At 63.9% G+C, this 23,759-nt stretch carries 28 protein-coding genes; 7 read left to right on the top strand and 21 right to left on the bottom strand.

The window, feature by feature from the left end; all coding sequences use genetic code 11:
• The first annotated feature begins 3 nt into the window (after positions 1 to 3).
• The 3 genes from BKA23_RS10020 to BKA23_RS10010 all read left to right on the top strand — a co-directional run bounded on the left by BKA23_RS10020 (position 4) and on the right by BKA23_RS10010 (position 2,360).
• Positions 4 to 519 (top strand): T3SS (YopN, CesT) and YbjN peptide-binding chaperone 1, encoded by a 516-nt coding sequence (locus tag BKA23_RS10020; RefSeq protein ID WP_145227619.1) that lies wholly within the window; start codon positions 4 to 6, stop codon positions 517 to 519.
• Positions 519 to 1,967 carry an ADP-ribosylglycohydrolase family protein gene (locus tag BKA23_RS10015; protein WP_145227617.1) on the top strand — a complete coding sequence of 483 codons (1,449 nt, stop codon included), beginning with the start codon at positions 519 to 521 and terminating at the stop codon, positions 1,965 to 1,967. Before BKA23_RS10020 ends, BKA23_RS10015 begins: the two co-directional genes overlap by 1 nt.
• 159 nt (positions 1,968 to 2,126) lie before the next feature.
• Complete coding sequence (locus BKA23_RS10010; RefSeq protein WP_145227615.1) at positions 2,127 to 2,360, top strand: type II toxin-antitoxin system ParD family antitoxin; 234 nt, start codon at positions 2,127 to 2,129, stop codon at positions 2,358 to 2,360.
• A gap of 76 nt (positions 2,361 to 2,436) precedes the next feature.
• Here BKA23_RS10010 and BKA23_RS10005 read toward each other — a convergent pair whose 3' ends face one another.
• The 17 genes from BKA23_RS10005 to BKA23_RS09940 form a co-directional block, all read right to left on the bottom strand.
• Entirely contained in the window at positions 2,437 to 3,216 is a 780-nt protein-coding gene (locus BKA23_RS10005) for an alpha/beta fold hydrolase (protein ID WP_170226453.1), read from the bottom strand.
• Positions 3,217 to 3,274: 58 nt separating this feature from the next.
• The gene (locus BKA23_RS10000) at positions 3,275 to 4,141 is read right to left on the bottom strand and encodes an HNH endonuclease (RefSeq protein ID WP_246104557.1); all 867 of its coding nucleotides are present in this window, start codon (positions 4,139 to 4,141) and stop codon (positions 3,275 to 3,277) included.
• A gap of 112 nt (positions 4,142 to 4,253) precedes the next feature.
• Positions 4,254 to 4,376, bottom strand: coding sequence for a hypothetical protein (locus BKA23_RS18135; RefSeq protein ID WP_281287546.1), 123 nt, complete (start codon positions 4,374 to 4,376; stop codon positions 4,254 to 4,256).
• Positions 4,377 to 4,715: 339 nt separating this feature from the next.
• Entirely contained in the window at positions 4,716 to 5,183 is a 468-nt protein-coding gene (locus tag BKA23_RS09995) for a DUF3237 domain-containing protein (protein WP_145227611.1), read from the bottom strand.
• Between the two features lie 108 nt (positions 5,184 to 5,291).
• Positions 5,292 to 5,795, bottom strand: coding sequence for a GNAT family N-acetyltransferase (locus tag BKA23_RS09990; RefSeq protein WP_145227608.1), 504 nt, complete (start codon positions 5,793 to 5,795; stop codon positions 5,292 to 5,294).
• On the bottom strand, positions 5,792 to 6,079 hold the full coding sequence (locus tag BKA23_RS09985; RefSeq protein ID WP_145227606.1) for a type II toxin-antitoxin system TacA family antitoxin: 288 nt from the start codon (positions 6,077 to 6,079) through the stop codon (positions 5,792 to 5,794). Before BKA23_RS09985 ends, BKA23_RS09990 begins: the two co-directional genes overlap by 4 nt.
• 94 nt (positions 6,080 to 6,173) lie before the next feature.
• Positions 6,174 to 7,022 (bottom strand): LLM class flavin-dependent oxidoreductase, encoded by an 849-nt coding sequence (locus tag BKA23_RS09980; protein ID WP_170226452.1) that lies wholly within the window; start codon positions 7,020 to 7,022, stop codon positions 6,174 to 6,176.
• Between the two features lie 205 nt (positions 7,023 to 7,227).
• Positions 7,228 to 7,398, bottom strand: coding sequence for a hypothetical protein (locus tag BKA23_RS17645; RefSeq protein WP_170226451.1), 171 nt, complete (start codon positions 7,396 to 7,398; stop codon positions 7,228 to 7,230).
• A 100-nt stretch (positions 7,399 to 7,498) separates the two neighbouring features.
• Positions 7,499 to 7,966, bottom strand: a complete 468-nt coding sequence (locus tag BKA23_RS09975; RefSeq protein ID WP_145227602.1) for a PIN domain-containing protein — start codon at positions 7,964 to 7,966, stop codon at positions 7,499 to 7,501.
• Positions 7,963 to 8,340 (bottom strand): helix-turn-helix domain-containing protein, encoded by a 378-nt coding sequence (locus BKA23_RS09970; RefSeq protein WP_145227600.1) that lies wholly within the window; start codon positions 8,338 to 8,340, stop codon positions 7,963 to 7,965. Before BKA23_RS09970 ends, BKA23_RS09975 begins: the two co-directional genes overlap by 4 nt.
• Positions 8,341 to 8,391: 51 nt before the next feature.
• Positions 8,392 to 9,213, bottom strand: a complete 822-nt coding sequence (locus tag BKA23_RS09965) for a MerR family transcriptional regulator (protein ID WP_145227598.1) — start codon at positions 9,211 to 9,213, stop codon at positions 8,392 to 8,394.
• Between the two features lie 22 nt (positions 9,214 to 9,235).
• Positions 9,236 to 10,006, bottom strand: a complete 771-nt coding sequence (locus tag BKA23_RS09960; protein ID WP_145227596.1) for an ABC transporter permease — start codon at positions 10,004 to 10,006, stop codon at positions 9,236 to 9,238.
• A 2-nt stretch (positions 10,007 to 10,008) separates the two neighbouring features.
• Positions 10,009 to 10,779, bottom strand: coding sequence for an ABC transporter ATP-binding protein (locus BKA23_RS09955; RefSeq protein ID WP_145227594.1), 771 nt, complete (start codon positions 10,777 to 10,779; stop codon positions 10,009 to 10,011).
• Positions 10,780 to 10,915: 136 nt separating this feature from the next.
• Positions 10,916 to 12,073 (bottom strand): hypothetical protein, encoded by a 1,158-nt coding sequence (locus BKA23_RS17820; protein WP_211841641.1) that lies wholly within the window; start codon positions 12,071 to 12,073, stop codon positions 10,916 to 10,918.
• Between the two features lie 13 nt (positions 12,074 to 12,086).
• Positions 12,087 to 12,707, bottom strand: coding sequence for a DUF262 domain-containing protein (locus tag BKA23_RS17815; protein WP_211841640.1), 621 nt, complete (start codon positions 12,705 to 12,707; stop codon positions 12,087 to 12,089).
• 170 nt (positions 12,708 to 12,877) lie between these two features.
• Complete coding sequence (locus BKA23_RS09945; protein WP_170226450.1) at positions 12,878 to 13,792, bottom strand: nucleotidyl transferase AbiEii/AbiGii toxin family protein; 915 nt, start codon at positions 13,790 to 13,792, stop codon at positions 12,878 to 12,880.
• The gene (locus BKA23_RS09940; RefSeq protein ID WP_170226449.1) at positions 13,785 to 14,861 is read right to left on the bottom strand and encodes a type IV toxin-antitoxin system AbiEi family antitoxin domain-containing protein; all 1,077 of its coding nucleotides are present in this window, start codon (positions 14,859 to 14,861) and stop codon (positions 13,785 to 13,787) included. Before BKA23_RS09940 ends, BKA23_RS09945 begins: the two co-directional genes overlap by 8 nt.
• Positions 14,862 to 15,130: 269 nt before the next feature.
• Here BKA23_RS09940 and BKA23_RS09935 point away from each other — a divergent pair, with 269 nt between their 5' ends.
• A complete protein-coding gene (locus tag BKA23_RS09935; RefSeq protein ID WP_145227590.1) occupies positions 15,131 to 16,378 on the top strand; it encodes an IS256 family transposase in 1,248 nt (415 codons plus the stop codon).
• An 85-nt stretch (positions 16,379 to 16,463) separates the two neighbouring features.
• On the opposite strand, the gene BKA23_RS09930 is transcribed toward BKA23_RS09935, so the two are convergent.
• Together BKA23_RS09930 and BKA23_RS18130 are read right to left on the bottom strand one after the other, a co-directional pair.
• On the bottom strand, positions 16,464 to 16,769 hold the full coding sequence (locus tag BKA23_RS09930) for a HigA family addiction module antitoxin (protein ID WP_145227589.1): 306 nt from the start codon (positions 16,767 to 16,769) through the stop codon (positions 16,464 to 16,466).
• 20 nt (positions 16,770 to 16,789) lie between these two features.
• Entirely contained in the window at positions 16,790 to 16,930 is a 141-nt protein-coding gene (locus BKA23_RS18130; protein WP_281287545.1) for a type II toxin-antitoxin system RelE/ParE family toxin, read from the bottom strand.
• 367 nt (positions 16,931 to 17,297) lie between these two features.
• On the opposite strand from BKA23_RS18130, the gene istA reads away from it, so the two are divergent.
• From istA to BKA23_RS09910, 3 genes are all read left to right on the top strand, one after another.
• Complete coding sequence (istA, locus tag BKA23_RS09920) at positions 17,298 to 18,539, top strand: IS21 family transposase (RefSeq protein WP_145227587.1); 1,242 nt, start codon at positions 17,298 to 17,300, stop codon at positions 18,537 to 18,539.
• Positions 18,539 to 19,345: an IS21-like element helper ATPase IstB gene (gene istB, locus BKA23_RS09915; RefSeq protein WP_145227586.1), complete on the top strand. Its 807-nt coding sequence runs from the start codon at positions 18,539 to 18,541 to the stop codon at positions 19,343 to 19,345. The genes istA and istB overlap by 1 nt, the downstream gene beginning before the upstream one ends.
• Before the next feature lie 84 nt (positions 19,346 to 19,429).
• Positions 19,430 to 20,365 (top strand): EcsC family protein, encoded by a 936-nt coding sequence (locus BKA23_RS09910; RefSeq protein ID WP_145227585.1) that lies wholly within the window; start codon positions 19,430 to 19,432, stop codon positions 20,363 to 20,365.
• Positions 20,366 to 20,442: 77 nt separating this feature from the next.
• Here the strand turns inward: BKA23_RS09910 and BKA23_RS09905 are convergent, their stop codons facing one another.
• Both BKA23_RS09905 and BKA23_RS09900 read right to left on the bottom strand, forming a co-directional pair.
• Positions 20,443 to 20,832 (bottom strand): ATP-binding cassette domain-containing protein, encoded by a 390-nt coding sequence (locus BKA23_RS09905; protein ID WP_145227584.1) that lies wholly within the window; start codon positions 20,830 to 20,832, stop codon positions 20,443 to 20,445.
• Positions 20,833 to 20,966: 134 nt separating this feature from the next.
• A complete protein-coding gene (locus tag BKA23_RS09900; protein ID WP_145227583.1) occupies positions 20,967 to 23,723 on the bottom strand; it encodes a DEAD/DEAH box helicase in 2,757 nt (918 codons plus the stop codon).
• Between the last annotated feature and the right edge of the window lie 36 nt (positions 23,724 to 23,759).

Here is a 23,759-nt window from a genome sequence, read left to right as displayed (position 1 = left end):
GCGATGACCGACGAACTCAACTGGGACGACGTGGCGTCCGAGTTGGCCGACACGCACGAGGCACCGCGGGAGGACGACATGGTGGAGCAGGAGCCGGAACTGGTGGCGGTGACTCCGCGTGACCGCGACGAGCTCTACGAGATCGTGAGCAACTGTCTTCACGCGCGGTACTGCGACGAGGTGCAGATCGACGACGACGGTGACTTCGAGCTCGACCACCGCGGCCACGGGCTGTGGGTGCGCGTGCTCGAGAACCCGCTGCGCATCGGACTGATGGCACGAGTCGTGGCCCAGGTGCCCGACACACAGGCGGCCGGACTCCACCTCGCGATCGACGGTCCCCGCTACGGCGACTGTCAGCTCGGGTTGCGTCCCGAGGGAGTGTGGCAGTACGCGATCTTGCCGGCTCGAATCTTCGCTGCGGTTGTCTTCGACGACTTCTTCGACAGCTATCTCAAGAACTTCGACGTCGCGCAGGCCGATCTGGTGCTGCGCGGTATGGGAAAGGCTTTCACCTGATGCAACTGACTGCGGCACAGCAGGATCGGGCATGCGGCGCCATCCTTGGCGCAGCCAATGGCGACGCCCTCGGCGCAGGCTATGAGTTCGGTTCGGCCACCCTCGGCCCCGCCGGTCCGCAGATGATCGGCGGCGGCCTCGGCGGATTCGCGCCGGGGGAGTGGACCGACGACACGTCCATGACGTATGCCGTGCTCGCGCCTCTCGCCGACGGTCTCGATGTGCGCGGCGGGGAGGGTCTCGACCTTGTTGCTGCCGGTTTCAAGGCGTGGTCGGACAGCCGTCCGCCGGACATCGGCATGCAAACGGCGCGGGTGCTCGCGGCAAGCGGGTCGACGGCGGCATCCATGACCGAGGTGGCGCGACGCCTGCACGAGTTGACAGGGCGCAGCGCGGGCAATGGCTCGCTCATGCGCACCGCACCCGTGGCCCTGGCCTACCTCGATGACCGCGACGCGCTCGCGCAGGCGGCTATGGCGGTCAGCTCGCTGACCCATCACGACCCGCTGGCCGGGCAGGCATGTGTGTTGTGGTCGATGGCGATTCGGCACGCGATCGTGCACGCCGAACTCGACATACGTGTCGGTCTGCCGTGGCTCGACCACGACGCGCAGGCCTACTGGTCAGGCCTGATCGAGCAGGCCGAGGCGTGTGAGCCTGGGACGTTCGTGCAGAACGGTCACGTGATGGGCGCCTTCCAGGCGGCGTGGTCGGCGATTGTGCACACAGCGATCCCGTCGGACGGACCTGCGTGCGCCCACCTCAACGATGCACTTGCGACGGCGATCGCGATCGGCCACGACACCGACACCGTCGCGGCCATTGCCGGAGGGCTGCTGGGCGCGCGGTGGGGCGCGTCCGCGGTGCCTGCGGCATACCGGCGAATCCTGCACGGATATCCGGGGGTTCGCGGCGAGCGGCTCGTGGAACTGGCGCATCTCGCGTCGAACGGAGGCCGCGCGGGCCACCTGGGCTGGCCGATGGCCGAGCAGCTCGACTACTCGACGTGGGAGGGCGCTGGCACGCTCGTGCAGCACCCGGCCGACGCGGGCCTGTGGCTCGGCGGTGTCGGTGCGCTGGCGGCGCTGCCGTCCGACGTTGATGCAGTGGTCAGCCTGTGCCTCGTCGGTCGCTCACAAGTGCCGAATGCGTTGGAAAGCTTCGTCTTTCGGCTGATCGACGACCCGACGGCGGGTGCGAATCCGAATCTCACGTTCGTCATCGAGGATGCCGCGCGGACGGTTGCGGCGCTGCGGGACGAGGGCAAGACGGTCTTCCTGCACTGCGTGCGCGCCGAGTCACGCACGCCCACGGTGGCGATGGCGTATGCGATGCTCCGCGGCGCCGACCTGGAGTCGGCTCGAGCCAATGTCCTGAAGGTGCTGCCGTCGGCGAGACCGAACGGGGCATTCGAGCACGCGCTGCAGGAGATCGATTGGCATCTTTAGCCAGCGGAGGCGACATCAGCTGACTGTCGTTATTCAGGAGGCGACTCGACTCGGCTCGGCAGGAACGGCAGCTGAGCGGTCAGCGACGAGTGGGACCCAACCCACTGGCAGCCGTCGTTTCGGATGGCCTCACCCGCCAACAGCTGGCACCATCTGCGTATGGATCAGAACATATCCATCGGGCTGGATGATCACCTCGTTGACTTCATGGCACGTGCGGTTGAGTCAGGGCGCTACCGCTCGGCCAGCGACGTCGTGTGTGCCAGCTTGCGCCTGCTCCAGGACCGAGAGACGCAGATGGCGTCGCTACGCGCTGCGATCATCGCCGGCGAAGCGTCGGGTCCATTGGAAGCGTTCGACTTTGACCACTTCCTGGCGTCTAAGAACGGGTGACTCTTCTATCAGCGAGGACTGCGCTACTGTGCCAACAGCCCGGTCATGGTCTCCGTGGCTGCACAGCGAATGTCGTTCACACACTGAGGAATTCGATGACCTCATGTTGCAGACGATCTGACTCCAGGTGCGCGCAGTGTCGTTGCCCAGGCTCGATGATCAGGCTCACCTGCGGGATGCGCTCGGCGAGTAGCTGTGCGTTGCCAGGCGGCGTCAGCTGATCATTCTGGCCGTGTATGACGAGCGTGGGCGCGGTGATTCGGTGGACCGCGTCCCATGCGTCATGGTCCCGGCTCGCTTCGAAGTGCGCCCGTCGGGCGGCAGGAGTGAGGGTGTTGTTGACGAAGGCATCAACGACATCGGGGTGCTGTTCGCGGAACGCGTCGGTCAAGCTGAGGCGCGCCATCGCCGCCATGTCGCCGTACGCGAGCTGGGCACTGATCGCCGGATCGCGCTGCACCCCGCGACGATCGCCGCCGGTCGTGCTGGCCAGCACCAGGCGTTCCACTCGTTCAGGATGGTCGACTGCCAGCCACTGCGAGATGCGACCACCCATCGAGTGCCCGAAGACCGAAACCGACTGAGCACCAACGTGATCCAGCAGCGTGACGACGTCAGTTGCGAACGAGCGGGTCGTCGTCCCACTGAGATCTCCGGACGTGCTGCGCCCGACCCCGCGATGGTCGAACAACAGCACCCGGTGCTGATCCGACAACTGGGGCACCAAAGACTCCCAGCAGCGGCCACTGCACGCTTGGCCCGCGACCAGCAGCAGCACCGGCCCGGATCCGTGGGATTCCCAATAGATCTCGGCACCGTCGGTCGTGTGCGCGACGCCAGTCTCGAAGCTGCTCACCAGCGGAGTCTACAAATCGGCAACGAGCGGCTGTGGGCCGAATGACGTGCCGGTCCGCTCAGCTGGCGATGAATTTCTGGTAGTGGATTTCGAGAAGTTCGGGGTCAGGGCGTTCCTTACGAACCTTGGGAACCACACGCAAAGGCGTGTTGTTGAGTGCCTTGAGGCCGTGTTCCAGCAACGGCCCATCGACCTCTTGCAAGATGTCGCTGCGAATCTTGATCGTCAGATCCGGCGTCACGCCGAGGATGCCCGCGTCATACGCACTGTGGTGAATCTTGCACAACGCCAATCCGTTTCGGATAGCGGCGACTCCCAACTCGTGGCGGTCTTCGACGATATGTGCTGCATCTAGGAGCACGGAGTGGCCGAGTTCACAGACGCTGCAACGTGTTCCGTACGCTCGCATCACCATCGATCGGAACACCGGTTGATGCAGTCGTTGCAGCGTCTCTCGCTGGATGTAGCGACGGAGGACTTCTTCGACTGCGGAACCGGTTTCCGGCAACTCTTGCAGGCCATCCGTGGCGACGACGAATTGTTGCTGCGTGATCTCTTCATCAATCAGGTAGATCGGGAAGATGGGTTTGTAGACCGCCTTGCCGACGCCCCACCACCAGATCAGCGGCTTCCCAAGGTCTTTCGCCGCTCGCAGCGCTCGGTTGTCCGAATGCAGCGGATCGTCACCACGCCACTTGTAACGGAAGAGCCCGTCCACTCCGAGGTTGTCGTCATACGGCCGTTCTTGTCCTTCGGCGCGATACGTGGTGCGGATCGCAAGTGCGGCCGGAAGGTCGTGCGGTTTCCAGATGCCTTGTTGCGTTGCGGCGAGACGACGCGGCTCACCCTGAAATTGGAACTCGAGGATCTCCTCTGATGTCAGAGCGTCGAGCCCGTCATTGGTGCGAATTCGCAGCCAGTCCATCGCAGCCTGCCGGAGCGCGTCATCCTGCTCATCCGACAGCATGCGTCGATCATGCCAGAGCCGCGGCCATGGACGGCCGTAATGTGCTGCGGATCCTGCGTTGTCAGCAGCCTCAGATACGCGGCGCCTGCTCCAGCAGATCGCCTGGACCGACACCGAGTTGCTGTTCCAGATCGGAGGGTGACGTCCCCTGCAGATGTTGCGCGAATTTCGCGCGCGGGTAGGCGATCGCCACGCCGACCACCTACCCGCGCGATCTCTAAGCCTCGGATTCGGTGATCTATGGGCGGACCCGCCTGTGCCAGCAGCACCGGCGTGTCCATATGTCGCCGATGCGGCGACTTCGTCCACGTGTGTGGCCTTGGCGAGGACCGCTGCGTGCTGTGGTGAGGCGCACCCGTCCCATGCGTCACGTGAGGAACGGTGGGGTGGTTTGTATGACGATTACTTCCGGTCTCAGCGGCGATACCGGGAAGTAATCGTCATCTCGGCCACGCCTCGCGGTGCCCGCTTCACGCGGTCGCCACGCCGACCACCTACCCGCGCGATCTCCATGTCGCAACCGGTCTCCGGCTCAGAGCACTTCGTGCACGTCGAGCAAGACCGCCGAACGGTCGCGCCTGGCTGTGGCGATCGCGAGCATCTTGTCGAGGTGGCCGAGCGCCGGGGCGGCGGTCGTCATACGTATCGCGGTGCGGAAGTAGTACAGGCCCGGGTCGACGTCGTCGCCGACCGCGACGCGTGCGGCGAGTTCGGGCGTGATGTTGCGGAGGCCGGAGGAGTGCACCTCGATGCCGTCACCTGCGTCGGTGCGCAGCGCGTAGTGGGCTTCGATCTCCAGGGCGCCGTCCGGTCGCACGACCTGCCAGTCCGCGCCACCGGGCAGCACCACCCCGCGCAGCCCGTCGCGGGTGGTGAACGCGCCGCCGGTGATCGGGATGTACCGGCGGGTGCCGGACACCTCGACCATGGCGCCGATCTCGGCGGAGATCGTCATCAGCGGAGCCAGGTGGACGGGTCGCAGCGTGGGGAGCTCGGGCATGTGACCCATCGTGGCACCGGCGACCGAGACGTATGACGCCGTCAGGCGCCGCGGTGTCGATGTCCGCCCGTGTCGTCGACTCGAGCAACTCGCAGTTCACAGACGTGGTCAGCCACTGAGGGACTTTCGCGCATCGGCCAGGAGCAGGTAGAGGTGTAGCGGGTCGGTGGGTGATTGCTTGAACCCGAGTGCCTCGTAGAAGGTCGCCGCCTGATGGGGCAGGGCATGGACCAGCAGGATGCGCACGCCGATACGGTCGGCTGCGGCAAGAGTGGACAGGATCGCGTCCCGCACGAGAGACCGACCGAGGCCAGATGCTTGTGCTTCGGTGTCGACCGCGAGCCGCCCCATCAGCACTGCGGGGACGGGGTTCGGCGCGTTTCGCCGAACTCTGCCGGGCAGGTGTGCGTGTTCGACGGCGACGGCCGACAACGTGTAGTAACCGATGATCTTGTCGGTGTCTGCATCGATGCAGACATAGCAGCGTGCAAGGTCTGCCAGATGGTTGGTCAGTGCCCTGGTGACCAGGTAGCGATCGAGCGACTCTTCTCCAGAGTCGAAGCCAGACGGGGCGTCTGTTGCATCGATGGGCCTTGGCTGTTGCGGTTTCACTTTTCCCAGGAGGCGGATTCGCTCAATAGGGCGGCAAGTTCGGGGATCGGTTTGGCAGGTCGATCAAGGATCGTGGCGAAGTCGGCCCACGCGACGTCGCTCAGTCGGAACACGCGCCGGTCGGCCAATGTGTCCTCCGCACGGCCTACCGCAGCGGTCATGACGAACTCGGTGAGTGATTGGCCGGTTGCGGCCGCGGCATCACGGATCAGCGCGTCTTGATCTGGCGTAAGGCGCATCGCAAGGCGGGCATGCTTGCGGCCGGCATCGGGTGTCGCGCTCATGGTGAAGTGTACGCCTGTTGTGCGTACCGGGATGCTGGGGCAGGCGCCACCCATTTCCCCGCCGAGGGTGCGCGACGGCTCTGTTGCGGCTGCGTCAGACGGGGCCGTTGGCGATGCGAGTGCGCAGGTCCGCCTGCCAATTCGGTTGTGGCACAGCGGTTTCGATCCACCAGGTGACACCGGCTGCGACATACTCATCAAGTATGTCGCTGTCCTGTGGCTCGGTCCCGTGAAGCGGTGACCAGACGACGCTGTCGTAACCGGTCATGTCGTCGCGCGCACTCTCGATGGTGTGAAGGGCGGCGGCCATCTCTGGCGCGGTCGGTCGGGTGAGGCGGCCGTCGCGGTAGGTGATCGGCACGACGCCGTCCCAGGCGGCGGCGCGGCGCAGTGGCCGCTGCGCGGGCAGGACGCCGCCGACCCACACGGGGATGTGCGGCTGGATCGGGCGGGGGCTGAACCGCGTGGGCTTGATGCGGTAGTGCGTGCCGGTGTAGCTGAACTCCTCACCGCTGCACAGGCCCGCCCAGACGGCGAGGCCTTCGTCGAGCAGCGCTGCGCGCTCTTTGTTGTCGGCGGCGTCGCCGAAGCGGGCGAAGTCACCTTGCGCGGGTGAGCCGAGGCCGACGCCGAGGGTGAGGCGTCCGTTGCTGAGGTGGTCGATCGTGACGCTCTGTCGCGCGAGCACCCACGGTCGCCGGCGCGAGACCGGGGTGACCATCGGGCCGATCCGGATGCGCTCGGTGCGGTCGGCGATGACGGCGAGCAAGGCCCACGGGTCGTGCACGGCCGGGCCGTCGATGTCGTTGGAGAACTGCAGGTGGTCCCAGATGAAAAAGCCGTCGAACCCTCGGTTTTCGGCCTGCACTGCCAGGTCGACGAGTTCGCTCGCAGTCGCGTCGAAGCACGGCGCCGCAATGGCCTGGCGCAGGGGAGTGGTCACCGCTGCAGCGTATCGATCCGTAGTGAGCCTGCTGGTCTGCGCGTCCGCGGCGCGCTCCCTGTGCCTGGGCACGACAGACTCGCAGCGGACGCCTCGGGCAGTAGGGACAGCGCGCCCCCTGCTGTTCGGCTATCAAGCCACGCGATTGAAGCGTCAGATCTGTCGCGACAACGTTTGTGCCAGTTTCAAGCAACAAAAGTTGCCGTCAACGATGAAGCGTGTTTGCGGACGTGATGAACGGCCGGACGGCTTTGGGGCCAGCGAGGGTGTCGTCGGCGAGGAGCCATTCACCGTGCTGTATGGCGATGTCCGTCCGCACCGCCATCGATGCCGTGATGCAGGTGAGGGCAAGAAGCGATTCAGTCAGCCGACTCATTTTGATCCTCCGCCTCCACAACGGCTCGGACCGCCGCCGCGGCGTCCTTGCCGGTGTCGCGCTCCACGATTGCCAACACCTGCTCGGAGGTCTGCGGGCGTCAACTCACGCCCAGCCGGTGCGCCTCACGAAGGATGTCGGGACAGTCAGCTGCGAGGCGAGTCAGGAGCGTGCCCGCATCGATCAGCTCGATGCCGCGCTTTGCCATCCAACCGCGTGGGAAGTGGCGGACGTTCTGCGTCAGCAGCAGGTCAGCGCTGGCGGAGAGTGCGGCGGCGAGGACGTGACGGTCCTTGTCGTCCATCTCGACCTTGTCGACCCGCGCCCAGTCACGTTTCTCGATTTCGACTAAGGCTGACGGAAGGAAGGCCTCCAGCCTCTCGACCAAGATCTCGGCGTCCTCGGTGGTGAAGTCGAAGCGCTTGATGAGGTTGCGGGTGGTTTCATCGAGGATTGCGACGCTCCAGTGGATCTCGAGCGCGCCCAGCTTCGCGGCGTACACGAAGTAGTCGCGGAGGGTCCGAGAGATCAGGATGTTCGCGTCAGCGAGCGTGACCGAGATCGTCAATCGACATTCCCGTACTTGTTCGCCAACTCGGCGACCACGGCCATGTGGTCCTCGTCGATGAACTCGCGCAGCTTCTGGATCGACGTCGCCGGGATGCGGTGATGCTTACCAACCATGCGGAACTCGATGCCGCGACGCTCGATCATCCGCATCAGCGTCGGGCGAGACATCCCGAGAATCTTTGCGGTCTCGGTGGTGGTGAACTCCTGCTTGGCTGGGACAACGACTGCGCCGGTGGTCTGTTCGGCGTCTAGCAGGGCCAGCACCTTCTTGGCGCTCTCGCGGGGGAGTCGCAGGGTCACCTCGATCTCGGACTGGTCACTGGCCAGGCCCGAACGCAGGACCCGGACGTCCTCGGTCAGTGCAGTGCTCATGTCGTCTCCTGGCAGCTCCGAAACTCCTAAGTGCTCTAAGTGTACACGGCCTTAGGTGTGGCGGCGGTGCGCGGAGATCGACGGTTGGTCGTGGTCCGCAACGGAAGCGGCGCGCATCGGACCCGTCCGCTTGATCTTGGTCCACCCGGTCCAGCCGCGCTGCTCGAGCATTGCCAGCACCCGGGCGGCCACGGGGACCGAATCGAGGAAGACCGCATCCAACAGAGCGGCTAGATCGTCCGGCATCGGGTCGCCATCCCAATCCTGGTCCGGGAACGCTTCGAACGCTGCGATGAGTCGATCCACCAGGGCGGACACACCAGGGTCGTCCGCCGGCCAGTCGATGATCTGCGCAAGATCCAGATACAGCTGTTGGACGTGCGGATCGCCGATCTGTTGCTGCTTCATCTGCATGTAGAACGCCATGTGATCGGGCAGCTGCGCGGCGACAAGAATCCACGCGTCGCGTTCGGCATCGACCATCAACTCCGGCACCCCGATCGAACGCAGCGTCGACAGATAGCTCACGGCTTCCGGTGGGAGCGCGAGGCTGTCCCCGGCTGCCAGTTCGGCGATCCGGCGGCGGTGCATCTGGCGTTCGCTGATCTCAGCCCGTAGTCGCGCGTCGACAGCATTGATGGCGACCTTGAAGTCGTGCTCGTCGGCATTCAACAGCTCACGCACCCGCGACAACGGCACTCCCGCCTCGGCCAGGGTGCGAATCCTGATGAGTGCGACGGCGGCAGCAGCGTCATACCTGCGATAACCCGAAGAGTCTCGTTCGGGCTCGGGCAGCAGGCCCTTGGCGTGGTAGTGGCGCACTGCGCGCACCGTGACGCCGGCATACGCCGCGAGCTGCCCGATCGTGAGCATGCCTCCATCATTCATCGGCGACTCAGCTCACGCGACGGCGATAGGCGCGCATGACCGCGACATACGAGACGACGAGCAGACCGAGGCACCACAGCAGGGCGATCCACCAGTCGTTGCCGACGCTCGTCTGTGCCCACAGGCCGCGGATCGTGTTGACCACCGGCGTCACCGGCTGATGTTCGGCGAACCAGCGCACCGGGCCGGGCATCGTCGCTGTCGGCACGAACGCCGACGAGACGAACGGCAGGAAGATCAGCGGATAGGAGAACCCACTCACACCGTCGGCGCTCGTCGCCGTCAGGCCGGGGACGAGAGCCAGCCAGGTGAGACTCAGAGTGAACAGCAGGACAATGCCTGCGACACCGATCCATGCGAAAATCCCTGCGCCAGAACGAAATCCTATCACCAACGCGACCAAGACAACGAGCACGAGCGACACGACGTTGGCCACGACGGAGGTGACGACATGGCTCCACAGGAACGCCGATCGTGCGATCGGCATCGACTGAAAGCGTTCGATGATGCCGGTGGAGACGTCCATGAACATTCGGTATGCCGTGTAGGCCACGCCCGAGGCGATCGTCATCAGCAGGATGCCCGGCAGCACGTAGGTCGCATACGCGCCGGTCCCATTGTGATCGCCGGTGCGGATGGCGCCACCGAGGACGTATACGAACAACAGCATCATCGCGATGGGCGTGATCGCCGTGGTGACGATGGTGTCGGGGCTGCGTCGGATGTGTCGCAGCGATCGCTTCGTCAGCGTGGCCGAGTCGTGGATCACGGTGCTCATCGCTAAGCCTCCTGGGTGGACGACATGGCGGTGATAGTCAGGAAGATGTCTTCGAGCGAGGGCTGCTTCTCGACATACTCGAGCTTGGCCGGTGGCAGGACGGTTTTGAGGCCGGCAAGGGTGTCGTCGGCGATGATCCGACCGCCGTGCAGTATGGCGATGCGATCGGCGAGTTGCTCTGCCTCATCGAGGTATTGCGTCGTGAGCAGAACGGTCGTGCCCTGTGCGGCGAGTTGTTTGACCGTACGCCAGACCTCCTTGCGCGCTTGCGGGTCGAGACCAGTCGTCGGTTCGTCGAGGAACAGCACGGCGGGGTCACCGATGAGGCTCATTGCGATGTCCAGGCGCCGCTTCATCCCCCCGGAGTATGTCGCGACCCTCTTGTCACCGGCGTCGACCAGCTCGAAGCGCGTCAGCATCTGCTGCGCACGTTCGTCGGCGTCGCGCAGGTGCCGGAGGTCTGCGACGAGGATGAGGTTTTCGCGGCCGGTGAGGATCTCGTCGACGGCGGCGAATTGCCCTGTGAGACTGATGGATTCGCGTACTCTCATGGGCTCGACATTGACGTCGTGGCCGGCGACGCGTGCCGTGCCGCCGTCGGCCTGAAGCAGGGTGGCCAGGATGCGGATGGTTGTTGTCTTCCCAGCCCCGTTGGAGCCGAGAAGGGCGTAGATGGTGTCGGCCGGGACAGTGAGGTCGACGCTATCAAGGACGTGCTGGTCTCCGTAGGATTTGGTCAGCCCACGGATCTCGATCGCTGCTGGTGTGGTCATGGCACGACCATGCAGGGCTGACCCTGCGTCAAGGTCAAGCCATGAAGGATGCTCAGCCTGAACGGCGTCCGTGCACTTCTGAAAGGCAATCCCTCACTTTCTGCCGCCGGGAAGATGAGCCATGGGCGTTTCTCGATCACAGTGCCTGGTAATAGTCGCGGATGGTGGTGGCCATGAGCTTTCGACGCTGGACAAGGAACTCCTTGTAGGTCCCTGCCGTCACTTCGCCAAGGTTCGCCGGGACGGCGTTCTCCGCGAAGTTGTCGGTCAGGTCAGTCGCGTCGGTGATCTCACCCAGGGTCAGGACGCCCGACTCGATCTGTGAGGCCGTGTCGGCCATGTACTGCATCGGGGGCTTGTTGCTGATACTGATGTTGATCGATGTCTCGGTCAGCGCGAAGTTCGCGACCTGGTTGTAGTCCCCTCGGTCGGGATAGCCGTTCTTCTGCAGGTAGTCCTTGGGCACGATGTGGTGGATGTCGCCGGACTGCTGGAGCATGGCGGCGACCGTGATGCCCTTCGACAGGAAGCCTCGCGCGTTCGTGGTGACCTGCGCGGCGAGGAAGGTCTGGAAGAACGGGCTTACTGTGCTGGTCGTCTCTAGTGCGGCTGGGAGCACGCCCGCCCAGAAGGCGTCGGAGAGCTCGGACTCCTCGATCTGTTTAAGGTAGTTCGCCGCGCCCTGCTCGTCGATCCGGCGGATGTCCTGCTCCCACGTTGACTCGAAGCTGCCGGAGTGCCGGCTGGTGAGCATCGACATCACGAACCAGCGCTTCACGATGCGCTTTCGTTCGCCCTCGGCCATGTCCTTGTCCTCCCGGAGGCGAAGGTAAAGGGCGTACGCGAAGTTCAGTGCGTTCTTCGAGTTCACCATGCCTGGGGTGATGAAGCCGGCGGACTTGATGAGCATGAGGAAGTTGTCGAAGTGGTAGTTGCTGACGATCTGGAGCAGCGCCCGCTCGAGTTTGTCGTAGGCGACGGGGATGCGTTCCTCGTTGACCTTGCGCGTCGCCGGGTCGCGGCCTGAGAGCTCGCTGACGATGCTGGACGCCTTGCCGCGGCTGAATCCGACGATGCCAGCGACGCGGATGATGTCGCTGTACTCCGGGTCGTAGAGATCCTCGGCCTCGTCCTTGAGCCACCGGATCGCCTTGAGGTACGGCGTTTCGGCGAACTCATGGTCGTTCTCCTGGATGGTGGCGTACGCGTGCGGGGCCACGGCCAGGTGGCAGAAGTAGTCGATGAGCTTGCGCAGGTTGCGGCCGCGGTCGCCGTACGTCGCGATCTTGCTCATCGCGAAGTCGGCACTACTCAGCGGAAACGCCCTTTGAGTTGATCCGGATGAAGATCTCGGAGACGATCTCGACGTCGAGGTCGTCGGCGAGGCCGATGATTCCGATCTGCGCGTTCTGGACCCGGCCCAGGTGTGCGAGGTTGGTCTCAAAGATTTTGGCGTCGACGTCGGGGTTACGTTCGAGGTACTCGCGCGCGAAGGACAGTGGCGACTCGGAGTTGAAGTACTCGCTGATGTCGGCAATCCACTGTGGGTTCTTCCGGATCACCGGGGTCAGCGTCGCGAACTCCTCGGTGATCGGGTTGAAGGCGATCGTGATCCGGACGGACTTGTACCGCTTATTGATCACGTTGAGCCCGGCGATCGCCGCCCGGAGCGCGGTGACGCGCTGTTGGCCGTCGATAAGGATCTGCTGATGAGCGGCGACCTGGCCGCCCTTGAGCTTGGCGCCGACCGACTGCCAGGTGATCAAGTAGCCCACCGGGTAGCCCTTGTAGAGCGAGTCCATCAGGTCGCGGACCTTGACGCTGTCCCACACGAAAGGACGCTGGAGCTCCGGGATCGCGATCCGGTCGCTCTTCACGTCTGCCAATAACTGTGTGACAGCGGACTGCGTCACCGAGTACTTCGCCATTGCTGCTCCTCGTTTGCTCGTGACACACGCTAACTGGATAGACCGACACGCACCGCGCAACCAGGCCCGGACATCCGCGCGCTATGACGTCGCGTTCCTGATCACGTCGACGGTTGCACGTCGCGGGCTGGCCAAGCCTCGCGATCCCATGTCGGCCAGTTCAGTTCTCATCAGGCCCAGGACAGCGTCTCGTGCGACCACGTCTTGCCGTCAGCCTCGCCGGAGAGCGCCGGATCGATAAGGCGCTTCGCCAGTTCGGCGGCGAGGCCCACGGTGCGGTAATCGGTGCAGTAGGGGACAGGCTTGCTCAGCGTCTTGTAGCCGGCTCCCCACGCGGAGGGCACCGCGAAGCTGTCGAACGGCTCCATCTGGCGGCGGCGTGATTCAGTGACCGTGGCGACTCGCAGTGCAGTGCCGTCGATGTCCTGCGTGGTCGCGAACACGACAAGGTCGACGAGGTCCTTCTCGCGGCTCGACGTGCGTTCGTTGTACTCGGTCATGGTCGCGCATACCTTGTCGGCGATCTGGTCGACGACGGGGTACAGGCGGTACTGGTAGCTGACGAGGCGCGGCAGCTCCAGCGCGTTCGCCGGGTCGGTCGTGGTGATCTCTCCGGTGACCCAGGTGCCGACTGCGAGGTCCACCCGCAGCGAGCCTCTGGTGCTGAGCCCGATGAAAATCTCGAACCTGACCTCGTAGCCCTCGGTGTACGGCTGGGTCTCGTTAACGATCGACTGGGTATGACTGACGTACTGGAACCGGAAGTGGTCGCCAAGGTCGATCTCTGCCAGCCGGATCAGGTCGTCGAGGGCTTGGGAGAGAGTGAAGCCGTGGCGGTACAGGTCGATGTCCCGGGTGGCGCGGGTCGAGGGCACTCGGGCGAGCATGCCCGTGCCGCCCTTCAGCACCCACTCGGAGTCCTCGGCCTCGGAGAACACACGGCTCAGGAAGCGGTTGAAGTACTCCAACTGCATCCGGTTGGTGATGTCGAGTGACGGATCAGCCGCAGCAGCTGCCCTCCTCGCGGCGTCCTTGATCGCGTTTTCGACTCCGCGCGGAGTGGAGTATGGCGCGGGCTCAGTCATGCCTGACCGCCTTCTGGGCCTCACGAATTGCGGCAAGCGTCTCCGGCTTGAGCGCGATGCTGTCGCTGAGGGCATTGGCCCATCCCCGGCTGATCTTCTCCATGACGTCGCTGTTGACGAGCTGCGCTGAGATTCGGCGCGCGAGTTCGTCGACGCCCGCGTTCTTCATCAGGTCGGCGTTGACGCGCTCCACGGTTGCATTGAAGTCGGCAAGAGTTGAGTTCATGTCGGCGAGCCAAGGTTCCATGGAACTTCGGATTGTTGCGGCAACCGACTCCTGGATCGAGCGCATGGTCTGTTGCATCTCGGGAGTCATGAAGAGCCGATCGAGGTCCTCCTGACTGAGGCCATCGAAGTAGCTCGCAGTGACACGAGGGCCGAGCGACGCGTCTGCAGCGACTCGACGCGCGACCGCCTTTGAGTCGATGCCTGCGATCTCCATCAGCCGATCCAGCAGGCTGGCTCCATCGCCCTTCTTGAGTCCGTAGCGCTGGGCGAAGGGAGCAAGGAGTGACCGGAGCCGCGCGAGGTCGAGGTCCCGCTTGCGAGAGGCGTCGCGGAGTGTGTCGGCGATGAGGCTGAGGTCGCCCACCTCTTCGACGAGATCGGCAATCGTGCGCTCCATCATCATGACCGGCAGCCCATCGACGAGCATGACGTCGCGGGAAGCAAGCTTGCGCTGGCGGTAGCGGATGGCGCTGCGCTGACTCTGCCGGCGCGCGGGGGAGACGAACTCGTGTCGCAGGGCGCGGAGGTCACCGATGCCGTGCAGGCCGGCGGCAGACTCTCCTGCCACGACGACACCGTTGGCGAGGTCCTTGATGCGTGCCTCGCCCATCGTCTTCGGATCGGTGCTCAGCCACGCTGCTTTCAGGTCGTCGTGCTGGCCGGCGGGAACGCCAGCGTCCTTGTAGACCCCGTGAGCGAGGCGTTCCAGCTGGCCGTCGGCGGCGAGTCGTGAGAGCTCGAGGCGTGTGATGCCGTGAATGCCAGCTTGAGCCGAGGTTACCATGCCCCACTGGTAAGCGGTGACCTCAGCAAGCACGCGGAGGGCATCTTTCGATTTCATACTTGGAATGTATCTGATTGATAGATACATTCCAAGAAAGGGAGTATCTTCGGGATCAAAGAGTAGATCTGCCGCTCGACGGCACTGTGCGACGGATCTCATCGAGCGGAGCCGCGCGCCCGGCCCGCCGTGCAGTGAGATCCTTCAGTTGAGTCCCGCATAGTGGTGTAGCGCGGTCGCCGTGATCGTCCTGGTAGTGGACGTGGGTGCGGCCACCGCGTGATCCTTCGAGTGAACGTCTCACTGCACTCTCGAATGGAGTCATCACGATGACCGCACCACATATTGTCGACCCTGCCAGCTTGCTGAGCGAGGCCTTGTCCGAAGCCAGTCCGGATCTGATGCGCAGTCTGTTGCAAACGGTGATTAACGCGTTGTTGTCCGCGGACGCTGACGCGGTCGTGGGCGCCGAGTACGGTCGTCCCTCACCCGAGCGGTCCGCGCAACGCAACGGGTACCGTCACCGGCCCTTGGACACCAGGGTCGGCACAATCGACGTCGCGATCCCGAAGCTACGCACCGGGACCTACTTTCCCCAGTGGCTGCTGGAACGACGCAAACGCACCGAGTCCGCGTTGATCACCGTGGTCGCGGACTGCTACCTGGCCGGGGTGTCTACCCGCCGGATGGACAAGTTGGTGAAGACATTGGGCATCGACTCACTGTCGAAATCGCAGGTGTCTCGGATGGCAGCCGATCTCGATGGCATCGTCGAGGACTTCCGGCACCGGCCCTTGAGTGATGCGGGTCCGTTCACGTTCGTCACCGCTGACGCGCTCACGATGAAAGTGCGTGAAGGCGGGCGCGTCATCAACGCCGTCGCCTTGTTAGCGACTGGTGTCAACGGGGACGGCCACCGCGAAGTCCTCGGCCTACGAGTAGCCACCTCAGAGACCGGGCCGGCGTGGAAGGAGTTCTTCGCCGACCTGGTCGCCCGCGGCCTGAGCGGTGTCCGACTGGTCACCTCCGACGCCCACCACGGCCTGGTGGAAGCGATCGGCGCGAACCTACCCGGCGCGTCCTGGCAACGCTGCCGCACGCACTACGCCGCGAACCTCATGAGCGTGACACCGAAAAGCATGTGGCCAGCAGTCAAAGCGATGCTGCACTCGGTGTATGACCAACCCGACACGGCCAGCGTGCATGCCCAGTTCGACCGGCTCCTGGACTACGTCCAGGAGAAACTGCCCGACGTGCACGCCCACCTCGACACCGCCCGAGCGGACATCCTGGCGTTCACCACGTTCCCCAAAGACGTGTGGACCCAGATCTGGTCCAACAACCCCACCGAACGCCTGAACCGGGAGATCCGCCGCCGTACCGACTCCGTCGGCATCTTCCCCAACCGGGCCGCGATCGTGCGCCTGGTCGGAGCCGTCCTGGCCGAGCAAACCGACGAATGGGCAGAAGGACGCCGCTACCTCGGCCTCGACATCCTCACCCGATGCCGCATCACCCCCACGCCCGGCACCGAACCCCAGATCGGAGCTGATCACCTACCCCAACTCACCACCTAAAACCTCAACAAGGAGAACGCACCCCGCTACACCACTACCAGGGACTTGACCGATCCTTCGCCCGGTGGGCCGCTGGCTGCCGATGTCAGCCGGCGACGAGTGTGGTGACCTTGGCCAGGTCGTCGGCGTGCAGGTCGCGCTCAATCTCAATGTCGTAGTCGGTCTGGATGTTGATCCAGAACCTGTCGTCGACCCCGAGTGCTTTCGACAGGCGCAGGGCGGTGTCGGTGGTGATCGAGCGCTTGCCTCGCACGATTTCGCTGATCCGGGTCTGGGGCAGACCGGTGGCCTGGGCAAGGCGGTACTGCGTGATGCCTAGGGGTTTCAGGAACTCGGTCAACAGTATTTCGCCGGGGGTAATGGGGTCGCGCACTTTCGTGGTGATGGCCATGGTCGTCTTCCTTTCCTGCGTTAGTGATAGTCGGTGATCTCGACGTCCATCGGTCCCGTATCTGTCCAGATGAAGCAGATCCGGTATTGATCGTTGATGCGGATGGAGTGCTGACCGGCGCGATCGCCCACCAACTTCTCCAGACGGTTGCCGGGTGGCACCCGCAGGCTGTTCAGTTCGGAGGCCGCGTTAAGGAGGCGAAGCTTCCGGTGGGCGCGAAGGACGACTGGCCGCTCCGACACGAGGCGTCCGGCGTCTCTTCGGAGGGCGTCATCGCATCAATAAATGAAGTTTCCGGAAACCCGTGGGATTTTACAATCATGGTGCACGCCAAGCGGCGAGCGCTGATCGCAACGTCATCGGACTCTCGGAGCTACTTCAATGACCACCGCACCACCGCCCTCGAAGATGTCCGATTATGAGCGAAGCGCATGGGACAAGGCGATCAGGCGGCTCAACTGTCGACGACGCTCGAAAATGAGGCTATAGCGACGGTCGAAAACGAGGCCACTCAGACAGATTGGATGAGTGATCTCAGTGGAGGATTGGGCTTTGATCCGGCGGCTGGTCGCGGACGGTGTTCCGCAGCGTCAGGTCGCACGGGATCTGGGTGTGGGTCGGTCGACGGTGGCGCGTGCGTTGACGTCCGATCGGCCTCCGAAGTACGAAAGGCCCGCGGGGTCGACGTCGTTCACACCGTTCGAGCCTGCGGTGACGCAACTGCTGGCAAAGACCCCGGACATGCCGGCGACTGTGATCGCCGAGCGAGTTGGGTGGACTGGGTCGATCTCCTGGTTCCGGGATAACGTGCGCCGGTTACGACCCGAGCATGCGCCGGTGGATCCGGCCGACCGGCTGACGTGGCTGGCTGGGGACGTGGCGCAGTGTGATCTGTGGTTCCCACCGGCCGATGTTCCGTTGGAAGACGGGACCACGCCCTTGTTACCGGTGCTGGTGATGACGTGTGCGTATTCACGGTTCGTGCTCGCGAGGATGATCCCCACGAGGCACACGCAGGATCTGCTGCTGGGCATGTGGGACCTGCTGTCACAACTGGGTGCGGTGCCGCGGCGGCTGATCTGGGACAACGAGTCCGGCATCGGTCGCGGGAAACGCCACGCCGAGGGCGTCGCCGCGTTCGCCGGCACGCTGGCGACCACGCTGCAACGACTCAAACCGTATGACCCTGAATCCAAGGGAGTCGTGGAACGCCGGAACGGGTACTTCGAAACCTCGTTCCTGCCCGGACGCGAGTTCAACTCACCGGCGGATTTCAACAACCAACTGTCCGACTGGCTCACGATCGCGAACGCGCGGGTCGTGCGCACGATAAAGGCCAAACCGGCCGACCTGCTCGCCGCGGACAAGGCCGCGATGCTGGCGTTGCCACCAGTGCCACCTACGGTGGGCTGGACCAACAGGGTCCGCCTCGGGCGGGACTACTACGTGCGCATCGACAGCAACGACTATTCGGTCGACCCATCGGTGATCGGCCGGCTGGTCGACGTACACGCCGACCTGTGCAAGGTACGGATCTGTCGCAATGGGCGGCTGGTTGCCGCCCATGACCGGGTATGGGCGCGGGGCATGACGATCACCGACGCCGCTCACGTGGCCACCGCGAAGATACTGCGCCAGCAATACCAACAGCCCCGACCGGCACCTGAACCGCCCGGGCAGGAGTCTCTGGTGCGGGACCTGGCCGAGTACGACCACGCGTTCGGCCTCACCGAAGATCTCACCGCCGTGACGGGCGGGGAGGTCGCCTGATGAGCACCACGAAGAAGCAAGCCACCGCGACCACCGAGGCTCTCAAACAGGTCACGTATCTGGCATCGGCGCTGAAGGCGCCCCGGGTCACCGAGGCCGCCGCCCGGTTGGCTGATCACGCCCGTGACGCGGGGTGGACGCACGAGGAGTACCTCGCCGCGGTCCTGGACCGTGAAGTCGCCGCCCGTAACGCCTCCGGTGCCCAATTGCGGATCCGCGCCGCCGGGTTCGCTGCGAAGAAGACCTTGGAGGAGTTCGACTGGGACGCCCAACCAGCTGTACGGCAGCAAATCGCCGCGTTGGCCTCCGGCGGGTTCTTGACCGAGGCCCGCAACGTGGTGTTGCTCGGACCGCCCGGCACCGGGAAAACCCACCTGGCAACCGGCCTGGGCATCGCCGCCGCACACCGCGGGCACCGGGTGCTGTTCGCGACCGCGACCGACTGGGTCACCCGCCTGACCGACGCCCACCGCGCCGGCAAGCTGCCTCAGGAGCTGGCCAGGCTGCGCCGGTACGGGCTGATCATCGTCGACGAAGTCGGGTACCTACCCTTCGAACAAGACGCCGCGAACCTGTTCTTCCAACTCGTGTCCAGCCGATACGAACACGCCTCACTGATCCTCACCTCGAACCTGCCCTTCAGCGGCTGGGGCACCGTCTTCGGCGATCAAGTCGTAGCCGCCGCGATGATCGACCGCGTCGTGCACCACGCCGACGTCCTGACCCTCAAAGGAGCCAGCTACCGGCTCCGCAACCGCGGCATCGACACCCTTCCCAGCATCAAAAACCAGAACCCGGCAGACTAGAAACACGACAACCCAGTGGCCTCGTTTTCAACCGTCGAAACAGCATCATTTTCGAGCGTTGCCGACATCAACGAAGATCGAGAGATGCGCGGTCGCAGCGCGATCCGCAAGGTCACTAAGCCCGTTGCGGCGACCGCTTCCTCGCTGTGGGGCATGACGCCTGGTCACGCTTCCCTCGAAGGCCAAGTGCGGCGTTCGCTGGAGGGGCTGACGGCAGTGACGCTGCAGCCTGCTATGAACAGCGTGAACCTTGCGAAGGTGCAGGGCAAGCTGGGCGTGAGCACTCTCGCTGAGGCCCGCGAGCTGGACCTGTCCGCAGTGGATAAGGCACTCCCACGGTTGCGGACGCTCTACACGTTCGGCGCTCTCGCCGAAGGAAGTGTCAGCGCCGTAGTTGTCACTGGGGCTGAGGTCGCTTCGGCGGTCACCACCGGGCGGACTTTGGCCGTTACAGTCGGTGCGATCGCCGTCGACACAGCAACGTCTATCGCGATCATGGGCCGAATTGTCGGGTTGATCGCTGCGCACTACGGCTACGACGTCTGTGAGCCCGACGAGGAAGTCTTCGCCCTTGGGGTGATTTCGGTCGGGACGGCTACGACACCTGCTGCCAAGATCGCCGCTCTTGCGTCGCTGTCTCGTCTCGCACAGCAAATCATGCGCCGAGCTACGTGGGCCCAGCTCAACCGAAATCTGATGGTGCAACTGATTGACCAGGTCTTCAAGGCTCTCGGTTTTCGATTGACCAAACGTCGTCTGGGTCAGGCGGTTCCTGTGCTTGGCATCGCACTCAACGGCGGTATGTCGGCGCAGATGGCCAACAGTGCGTTCGCGAGTGCTCGTGACGTCTATCGACTCCGGTTCCTGACCGACAAGTACGCCCTCGATCCTGCGACGTGGGTGTCTTCGGCACCCTCTGTCGACATTGAGGACGCGGTCCGTGACGACGTACTCGGACTCGTTCTTGATGACTTCCTCGGCTTGCCTGTTGAAGACGATGATGGAGACGAATCCCCGTAGTACCGGCGGATCGATTGAGGCCTGCGGTGTCCGATGGATCGCTCATGGCGAGGGATCAGCGCCGTGGTCCCTGTTCCTCACCCGACGTCGACTGGATCCAAGCGTGTCAGCATCTGCTGCGCAAGTTCGTCGGCATCGGGCAGGTGCCGGAGGTCGGCGACGCGGGTGAGGTTTTCGCGACCGGTGAGGATCTTGTCGACGGCGGCGAATTGCCCTGTGAGACTGATGGATTCGCGCAGTCTCATGGGGTCGTCTTTGATGTCGTGGCCGGCGACGCGTGCTGTGCCGCTGTCGGCCTGAAGCAGGGTGGCCAGGATGCGGATGGTTGTTGTCTTGCCCGCACCGTTAGAGCCGAGGATGGCGTAGATGGTGCCAGCCGGGACAGTCAGGTCGACGCCATCAAGGACGTGCTGGTCTCCGTAGGACTTGGTCAGCCCTCGGATCTCGATTGCTGTTGTTGGGGTCATGGAACGACCATGCAGGGCTGACCCTGCGTCAAGGTCAAGTCGCGAACGATGCTCAGCGTTAAAACGCGACACGGACATCCGTTGACTCAAAGGAATTGCGGGCAATGCTCTCGGTCGCTGAAGTGTGTGGCCGTTCATGAACTATCTCGCATTCCTGGCAGTTCGAAGCGCTCGCCGAGCGTGTCCAACTCGTAATCCAGTTGAGCGTGGTCGGTCCACAACGCTTCCAGGCGTCGGAACTCCGCATTGTGTCCTTGCCTGGGCATGAGGTGATGGCACAACTCGTGCCAGATCAGATAGCGGAGGAGTTCGTCCGGCACGTACTTCGTGGAAACCTGAAGCGCGCTGTTGACGGCGATGAACGGCAACTTGTTGCCGCACGACGGTAGCTGCACTTGGTGGAAAGCCCACATCTTCTTTAGCGGGCGTCTGCTCCACCTGATGCAAGGAAGCCATTCGTCGTCCAACCAGCCGTCGTACTCGGACTCGCCCGCGAGTAGCCGTCGACCTTCGGTCACGACCTCGCTTAGCAGTCCTTCTAGGACACCTTCCCGGTGCGGATTGTGGTTTACCCTTCGCCGGGCCGGTGAAGGAAGGTTCACCGTTCTTACTGACTCAGGGTTGGCGCCGGATGGGATCACGTCAAGAAGATCGAGCTTCTCCTGGTCGACGGCCTCGATGAACATTTGGAGGCTTGGGAAGAACGGTCTTGCAAGGGTCGTCTCGTACTCTCTGCGCAGCATCTCGACCCGATCGTGTTCACTGGTCGCGCCCGCGTTGATCAATCGCCGGGCAGCGGCGCGGACATCCAGACTTGCATCAAGGTGCACCAACGGGGGCGCCGTGCCGATGGACCGACATTGCTCGATGAACCCGTCGATCTCTTCGTCTAAGGGCGATGGAGGCGGGACGTCGTCGAACAGGCTCACGGCACTTCGTGCTCGGCCTGACCGTGGCCCAAGCGCCCACGTCGACACATCTCGCCATGTCTCCAAACAGTGCTCGAAGACGGGGATCCTGCGGTGATCGAGATCGTAGAAGCCGATCAAACGTGAACCGCTCAATGTCGCCGAGAGCCCTCCACGCTTCACTGCTTCGTTCATCGACCGCTCGATCGCGTGCAGTAAGTCAGACCCAATTTCGCTCGCGCCATCTGACGACATGATTGGCGGCAGCTTGTGCTCCGCGGTGCCTTCGCCAGCGGACGTAGGGCTTACGGCCACGTCGGGCAAGTCGACAGGGCGCAGGATGCCGACGAACTCGCCCCACTGGTCGACAAAATCGACGATATGTGCCTCGGGGTCACCACCAGCGCGTACGCCGCGAAGAACACGACCGATCATCTGCCGCATGACGATCCTGCTGGCGGTCGGACGGCACAGGAAGGCGGTGCGCGCGTTCGGGATGTCAACACCTTCGAGAAGCATCCCGACACTGACCAGTACTCGTTCGTCTGTGGCCGCACGGAAGCTGTCGAGCACGACGGCAAGATTTGTGTCAGCCGCGCTGTGGACCACGTCAGTACGAACGCCGCGCGATTCGAATTCCCTTCCGAGCGCATCCGCGTGGCGGGTATCGCATGCGAAGACGAGCGTCTTTCCCCACATCGCGGAATGTTTGAGCCACGACTCAACGGCGAGAGTGTTGCGACCCGCCTGGTCTAGTTGTCGCGCGACCTCAGGCGGCAACTCGCGCGTATTGCCGAGGAGCCGCTTGGCTTCATCGGAAAGGTCGACGCGAGCGTTGGTGGGGACGGTATGTACGACGGGCCGAGCCAGATCGCCGGTGGCGATCAATTCAGTGGTGGTGCGTTTCACGAGGGGCATGCTGCCAAACGTCTCCTGAAAGGTTCTAAGTTGCCCCGCCGGCCACGGCGTCGCGGTCAAGCCGATGAGGATCATGTCGGCTGCGACTGACCACATGAAGTCGATCAGCCGCTGGTAGGTCGGGGACACGGCATGATGAGCCTCGTCGATCACCACAACAACTGGGCGAGATAGAAAGCTGCTGAGATGTGCCTTGGCTGTCCGATCGAAAGTCTTCCCCAACAGGGACTGGCGCGTAGCGCAAACAACATCAAGAGCGGGATCATTCAGCATCGAGGACCCCGCCGCCGCCCCATGGACGATACGAAGCTTTTTGGCGAAAGCTCCTGACTGAGTACGCGCGGTGTGTTCGAACGCCCGCGCAGCCTGTTCGACGAGCTCGTGCTGGTCGGCTATCCAAAGGACCCGCAGCTTCGGGCGCTTTGCGAGTTCGTCGATCAGCCATGTCACCGCAGTGGCGGTCTTGCCGCCGCCCGTGGGGATTTCGATTGAGCCGACACGTCGCTCCCTGTGCGAGCGCCGCAACGTGTCGAGTGCACCCCATGCCTCGCTTTGGTGTGGATAGGGTGTGCGCCGCTTCTGTTCAAACCCCCTTAGGAAGATCCCTTCGTGACGTACTGCTTCCGTCGTGCTTCGGGTTCGCTGCTTAACGCTCATCTCTGCCTTGTGAGCGTCGATGAAGCTCCTCCATACAAGATGCTTCAGGCGTGAGGTGCGATTGGAGTCCCGAATTCGCTGGAGACCCGCCTTCTTTGAAGTGATGTGGCTGTAGCGATCCAGCTGATACACCAGGTCAGAAATGAGGTCGGGGCTTGCAGCGGGAAGCCAGGCGTCACGCAGCACGTCGAGCAGGCCCGGATCGTCCCTAAACCGCTTCTTCGGTGGCCGCCCGAAGGTGGCCCGTGCCTGCTGCCTAGTCTCGGCATCGGACAGCCGCCGCGCATGGCGGGCATCCTCGAACTGTCCGTCTGCGCTGTATGCCGTGGCCAGGAGCTTCCGGACCAGCCTGGGGTCTACTTCATCCCAGGAGAACTTTCGGCTCGTGCGAACTGTTTCCTCTGCCATGCCACTCTTCCGGACGGTCGTCCCCAGCCCCACGCT

The sequence above is a fragment of the Rudaeicoccus suwonensis genome (assembly GCF_007829035.1).
GTDB classification, from domain to species: Bacteria; Actinomycetota; Actinomycetes; order Actinomycetales; family Dermatophilaceae; genus Rudaeicoccus; species Rudaeicoccus suwonensis.
Note: the sequence above shows the minus strand (reverse complement) of the source record. Positions and strands in the feature narration are given on the sequence as shown.

Bases quoted from the DNA above. Each gene is read 5' to 3' on its own strand.
- BKA23_RS10020 (WP_145227619.1), top strand. From the start codon at position 4: ATGACCGACGAACTCAACTGGGACGACGTGGCGTCCGAGTTGGCCGAC.
- BKA23_RS10015 (WP_145227617.1), top strand. From the start codon at position 519: ATGCAACTGACTGCGGCACAGCAGGATCGGGCATGCGGCGCCATCCTT.
- BKA23_RS10010 (WP_145227615.1), top strand. From the start codon at position 2,127: ATGGATCAGAACATATCCATCGGGCTGGATGATCACCTCGTTGACTTC.
- BKA23_RS10000 (WP_246104557.1), bottom strand. From the start codon at position 4,141: ATGGACTGGCTGCGAATTCGCACCAATGACGGGCTCGACGCTCTGACA.
- BKA23_RS09995 (WP_145227611.1), bottom strand. From the start codon at position 5,183: ATGCCCGAGCTCCCCACGCTGCGACCCGTCCACCTGGCTCCGCTGATG.
- BKA23_RS09985 (WP_145227606.1), bottom strand. From the start codon at position 6,079: ATGAGCGCGACACCCGATGCCGGCCGCAAGCATGCCCGCCTTGCGATG.
- BKA23_RS17645 (WP_170226451.1), bottom strand. From the start codon at position 7,398: ATGAGTCGGCTGACTGAATCGCTTCTTGCCCTCACCTGCATCACGGCA.
- BKA23_RS09970 (WP_145227600.1), bottom strand. From the start codon at position 8,340: ATGAGCACTGCACTGACCGAGGACGTCCGGGTCCTGCGTTCGGGCCTG.
- BKA23_RS09965 (WP_145227598.1), bottom strand. From the start codon at position 9,213: ATGCTCACGATCGGGCAGCTCGCGGCGTATGCCGGCGTCACGGTGCGC.
- BKA23_RS09960 (WP_145227596.1), bottom strand. From the start codon at position 10,006: ATGAGCACCGTGATCCACGACTCGGCCACGCTGACGAAGCGATCGCTG.
- BKA23_RS09955 (WP_145227594.1), bottom strand. From the start codon at position 10,779: ATGACCACACCAGCAGCGATCGAGATCCGTGGGCTGACCAAATCCTAC.
- BKA23_RS17820 (WP_211841641.1), bottom strand. From the start codon at position 12,073: ATGAGCAAGATCGCGACGTACGGCGACCGCGGCCGCAACCTGCGCAAG.
- BKA23_RS17815 (WP_211841640.1), bottom strand. From the start codon at position 12,707: ATGGCGAAGTACTCGGTGACGCAGTCCGCTGTCACACAGTTATTGGCA.
- BKA23_RS09945 (WP_170226450.1), bottom strand. From the start codon at position 13,792: ATGACTGAGCCCGCGCCATACTCCACTCCGCGCGGAGTCGAAAACGCG.
- BKA23_RS09940 (WP_170226449.1), bottom strand. From the start codon at position 14,861: ATGAAATCGAAAGATGCCCTCCGCGTGCTTGCTGAGGTCACCGCTTAC.
- BKA23_RS09935 (WP_145227590.1), top strand. From the start codon at position 15,131: ATGACCGCACCACATATTGTCGACCCTGCCAGCTTGCTGAGCGAGGCC.
- BKA23_RS09930 (WP_145227589.1), bottom strand. From the start codon at position 16,769: ATGGCCATCACCACGAAAGTGCGCGACCCCATTACCCCCGGCGAAATA.
- istB (WP_145227586.1), top strand. From the start codon at position 18,539: ATGAGCACCACGAAGAAGCAAGCCACCGCGACCACCGAGGCTCTCAAA.
- BKA23_RS09910 (WP_145227585.1), top strand. From the start codon at position 19,430: ATGCGCGGTCGCAGCGCGATCCGCAAGGTCACTAAGCCCGTTGCGGCG.
- BKA23_RS09905 (WP_145227584.1), bottom strand. From the start codon at position 20,832: ATGACCCCAACAACAGCAATCGAGATCCGAGGGCTGACCAAGTCCTAC.
- BKA23_RS09900 (WP_145227583.1), bottom strand. From the start codon at position 23,723: ATGGCAGAGGAAACAGTTCGCACGAGCCGAAAGTTCTCCTGGGATGAA.